The following is a 4,050-nucleotide window of genomic DNA, read 5'->3' as shown; positions in this document are numbered from 1 at the left end:
GAGACCTTTTGATTATGAGGAATTACGGCCAGACTATATATATAGAGTTTAAAAACTATAACGTTCGAGTTTTTTCCGCTATATGTAGTATCTCTGAGTAGGTCGTGATTAGAAGGCGGTTTCTGTGGCTGTTTTGAGTTTGTATGATATGGCGAAGGGTTGGGAAAAGTCTATTTCTATTGAGTTAATTGGTCTGTTGAGTAAGAGTGGCGGGAAGTCTGGGGATTATATTTTAAGTGGAGAGTAATTTCAGTTATCAGTTAGCCTTCTGCAGAGGAACTACGTTAACAGTTAACAGTTATCAGTAACTCCTACTGAATTAGAAGGCTAGGAAAATCTTAAATTTCCTTGTTTCCTACAGACCTATCAATATTCAATTTTATGCCACTAGGAGAAGATTCTCCTATTGATGAGCAATATGCTTATTTAATATTCACAGATTAAGTATTGGAGACAATAATCTCAAATCATCTCTAAATTGCTGACTTGCCTTTACAATATTTAAAGAAACTGAACAGTAATAAATTTTTTTTAAAGTATTATGCCTCCTCGTTGGCCTCGCAAACCTGACCGTAATGACCCAGAGTTCCGGAAGTTGGATGACCGAATGAATTTTGCTATTCATGTAGCTATTTTTGCGGCCAGTAATTCTGGTATATGGTTTTTCCGTAATCTTACAGCAGCAAGTTGGCCTTGGGCTATCTGGGTAACAGGTGGTTGGGTGTCGTTATTGTTGATTCATGGGGTGTATATTTTTGTCCTTGCAGATTATGGTTCTACTACTAAGGATTCTGCATAGGTTGACACTCCCCGCGAATTGAGCGACATGGTTTTCAAACTCTCGGTCTTACTGATAATTAGAGTAATAATGTAACTAAAAAATTTGGGTTTTATTTATTCTTATTACTAGAAAATTAGGTCTCAAACCTCTCCTGTAAATTGAATAAAAGAAGAGAATTTAGTATTTCAAGCGTCCTACTTTAGTAGGAGGTATTGACAACTGATAACTGATAACTGATAACTGAAATGACTAATGCTAGTACAACACAAATAATTGAAAGTTTAGCAGCAGAAATAGGGGATAAAGTTTATATTGATATTGCTGGTTGGCATCTCTATTTATCTGATGCGAAACTACATTTAACTTTGGCAGAAAAGTTTTATCCTATTCTGACTGAAGAAGTTCCTTCTGAAGGTCAGGTTGTGGAAATATTACAGGGTGTTCTTGTTAAGTTAGGTGCTGGAAGAAAGGAAGTTCCTTTGATAGATTTATTGCCGATGGGGTGTCAGGCTGATTTGATAGACGTTTTGGTAGAGTTTCGAGAAAAAATGTAATTGTAACCAATACTTTGGTCTCTTTAAGTGATATTAATTAGGTTGTTTATTTCAGTATTTTGTAATAAGCAACCTAATTTTTTAGATAGCAATTTTTATTAATATAGAGTACAGAGATTGGGGTTTAAAGGAAGAAGGAAGAAGTTTTGTAGTCTACCTTTGTCAAAACCGCTATAGCGTTTCCCAAGAAGCGTGAAGTACAGTTATCTTTTTATCTTTTCATTACTCCCTATTCCCTCCATACCTATTCCCTATTCCCTGTTCTCTGTTCCCTGTTCCCTGTTCCCTCAAAGCTATAATTTTGTACCTCACCATTATGAGAACTGCTATATAAGTATTTTATAGGCAAAAATCAAGAATAATACCAATAGCAACCAATGTTTATTACAAATGGTATAAATGAGGAAGAGGGAAGAATTAAGAAGGAATAAATCTTGAAAAATAAAGATAAAAATGATAGAGATACCTGTCTAAAATGAATTGTACTGACTCTTTTTAAGCATCTCAGATCGAGAGCCACTTTTTTGTAGCATTCTTTTTCCAAACTTGTATAACTCTCAGGAGAATCTCAGGATTAATTATTAATGTATTAACTTGAAGATTATAAAATTTTATTTGTTTAATTGTAAGCATTCAGCCGTCAGCTATCAGCTATCAGCTTTACTACCTTTAGTTGCCAACTCAAGCTTGTTTTTCCTATGCTTAGATTCTCTGATAAAAAATATAGTAGAAGTTAAACTAATACTTGCTTCATCTATTAAAAATCTGTTAACGAAGTTCCTCCTTAGGAGGCTAGCTAACTGCTAATAGCTGAATGCTTACGTTTAATTTGCTCTTATTAGAGATGACTGACTATGACTACTTCAAATATCGCTAAAAAATATATCAAAAGTCGCTTCAATAGTCTGATTTTTCTGAAATTCCGTTTGGCAACATTATTGTTAATAGGAGGAGTAACACTATTAACAATTATTATGGTTGCTTGGTTTACTGGTATTGGTCAGATAGATGAATTTTTTGCTCAAATTCATTACTTTCAAGAAAATCCGCCAATGTGGGTACAAGTACCAACTGATAATAGTAAATATTTAGTTTTGCCGACAATTTTACTATTTTTAATAGCCCAAGGTATTATGAAAATTTCCCCTACTCCGAAAACTTGGTCGCGACTTTTGGTAGTAGGAATTTTATTGGGTTTAACTATTCGTTATTTATCCTGGCGCTCGCTCTCAACATTAAATTTAATTGACCCGGTAAATGGCATATTTAGTCTAGGGTTATTAGGTCTAGAAATTTTGACGCTAAGTAGTAGTATTCTACTTTTATTTTTGATGCTTAAATTCAAGCCTCGTCGAGGAGAAGCAGACTATTTCTCTCAGGAAATTTTAGATAAAACTTTTCTGCCATCTGTAGATATTTTGATTCCCACTTATGATGAAGCAGAATTTATTTTGGAACGTACAGTTATTGGTTGTCAAGCTATAGATTATCCTAACAAAAAAGTCTATTTACTAGATGATACTAATAGACCAGCAGTTAAAAAGTTAGCTGATAAATTAGGATGTGAATATTTAACTAGAGATAATAATGCTTATGCCAAAGCTGGCAACTTAAATCACGCCCTTAGCAAGACAAACGGTGAATTTATTGTTGTTTTTGATGCTGACTTTATTCCTACAAAAAACTTTTTAATTCGGACTTTAGGATTTTTCCAAAATCAAAAAGTTGCCTTAGTACAAACTCCTCAAACATTTTATAATATCGACCCTATTTCTAGAAATTTAGGATTAGAAAATATCTTAACTTCAGAAGAAGAAATATTTTACAGACAGGTTCAACCAATTCGAGATAGTTCTGGTGGAGTTGGTTGTGTAGGAACTTCTTTTGTCGTGAGAAGAAAAGCTTTAGAGTCAGTAGGAGGATTTGTTACAGAATCAATTTGTGAAGATTATTTTACAGGAATTCGTTTATCCACTAAAGGATATCGTCAGGTTTATTTAGAAGAAAAATTAAGTGCTGGTTTAGCTGCTGAAAATATTTCTAGTCATGCAATTCAAAGATTAAGATGGGCAAGGGGAACTTTACAAGCATTTTTTATTAATTCTAATCCTCTGACAATTTCTGGATTAAGTCTTATTCAAAGATTGTCATATTCGCAGGCAATATTACATTGGTTTACTAGCATTAGCACTTTTGGTTTTTTGTTAATGCCATTAGCTTATAATTTTTTGGATGTGATTCCAATTAAAGCTACTGTTGCTGAATACTTATATTTCTTTCTACCTTATTATTTTGTAAATTTCACCGTATTTTCTTGGCTAAATTATCGTTCTAGATCGGCGATGTTATCAAATTTTTATGGTGTGGTTTTGGCTTTTCCTTTGGCAGTAACAATCATTAAATCTTTACTCAATCCATTTTCACAAGGATTTAAAGTTACACCGAAAGGAATTAAGAGCGATCGCTACTTTTTTAATTGGAATTTGGCTTGGCCTTTGGTTTTATTATTCGGATTTAATTGTATAAGTTTATGGTTCAATTTATCTAAATTGATTGATGGTGGTTGGGCAGTAACGCAACAGGCAAAAAGTTGGAATTTGGGATTATTTTGGAATGGGTATAATTTATTGATGATTGGGGTGGCATTGTTAATATTAATAGATGTACCTAAACCAGATATATTTGAATGGTTTAATTTGCGGAGGGTGGTAAAAC

3 protein-coding genes and 1 pseudogene are annotated in these 4,050 nt (G+C 33.4%); all 4 read left to right on the top strand.

All coding sequences use genetic code 11. The annotated features are described in order from the left end of the window. Positions 1–115: 115 nt before the first annotated feature. Positions 116–247, top strand: a pseudogene (locus AFK68_RS07330) (cyclic pyranopterin monophosphate synthase MoaC); the annotation flags it as partial. Between the two features lie 294 nt (positions 248–541). After that, complete coding sequence (locus tag AFK68_RS07325; RefSeq protein WP_094672188.1) at positions 542–799, top strand: 2TM domain-containing protein; 258 nt, start codon at positions 542–544, stop codon at positions 797–799. 227 nt (positions 800–1,026) lie between these two features. After that, positions 1,027–1,335 carry a DUF3181 family protein gene (locus tag AFK68_RS07320; RefSeq protein ID WP_094672187.1) on the top strand — a complete coding sequence of 103 codons (309 nt, stop codon included), beginning with the start codon at positions 1,027–1,029 and terminating at the stop codon, positions 1,333–1,335. 854 nt (positions 1,336–2,189) lie between these two features. Beyond that, positions 2,190–4,050: glycosyltransferase (locus AFK68_RS07315; RefSeq protein ID WP_094672186.1), on the top strand; the 1,861-nt coding region annotated here is incomplete at its 3' end.

Origin of the sequence: Hydrocoleum sp. CS-953, from assembly GCF_002260545.1 — a bacterium.
Classification (GTDB): Bacteria; Cyanobacteriota; Cyanobacteriia; order Cyanobacteriales; family Microcoleaceae; genus Trichodesmium.
Note: the sequence above shows the minus strand (reverse complement) of the source record. Positions and strands in the feature narration are given on the sequence as shown.

Coding starts and splice junctions, on each gene's coding strand:
- AFK68_RS07325 (WP_094672188.1), top strand. CDS start 542: ATGCCTCCTCGTTGGCCTCGCAAACCTGACCGTAATGACCCAGAGTTC.
- AFK68_RS07320 (WP_094672187.1), top strand. CDS start 1,027: ATGACTAATGCTAGTACAACACAAATAATTGAAAGTTTAGCAGCAGAA.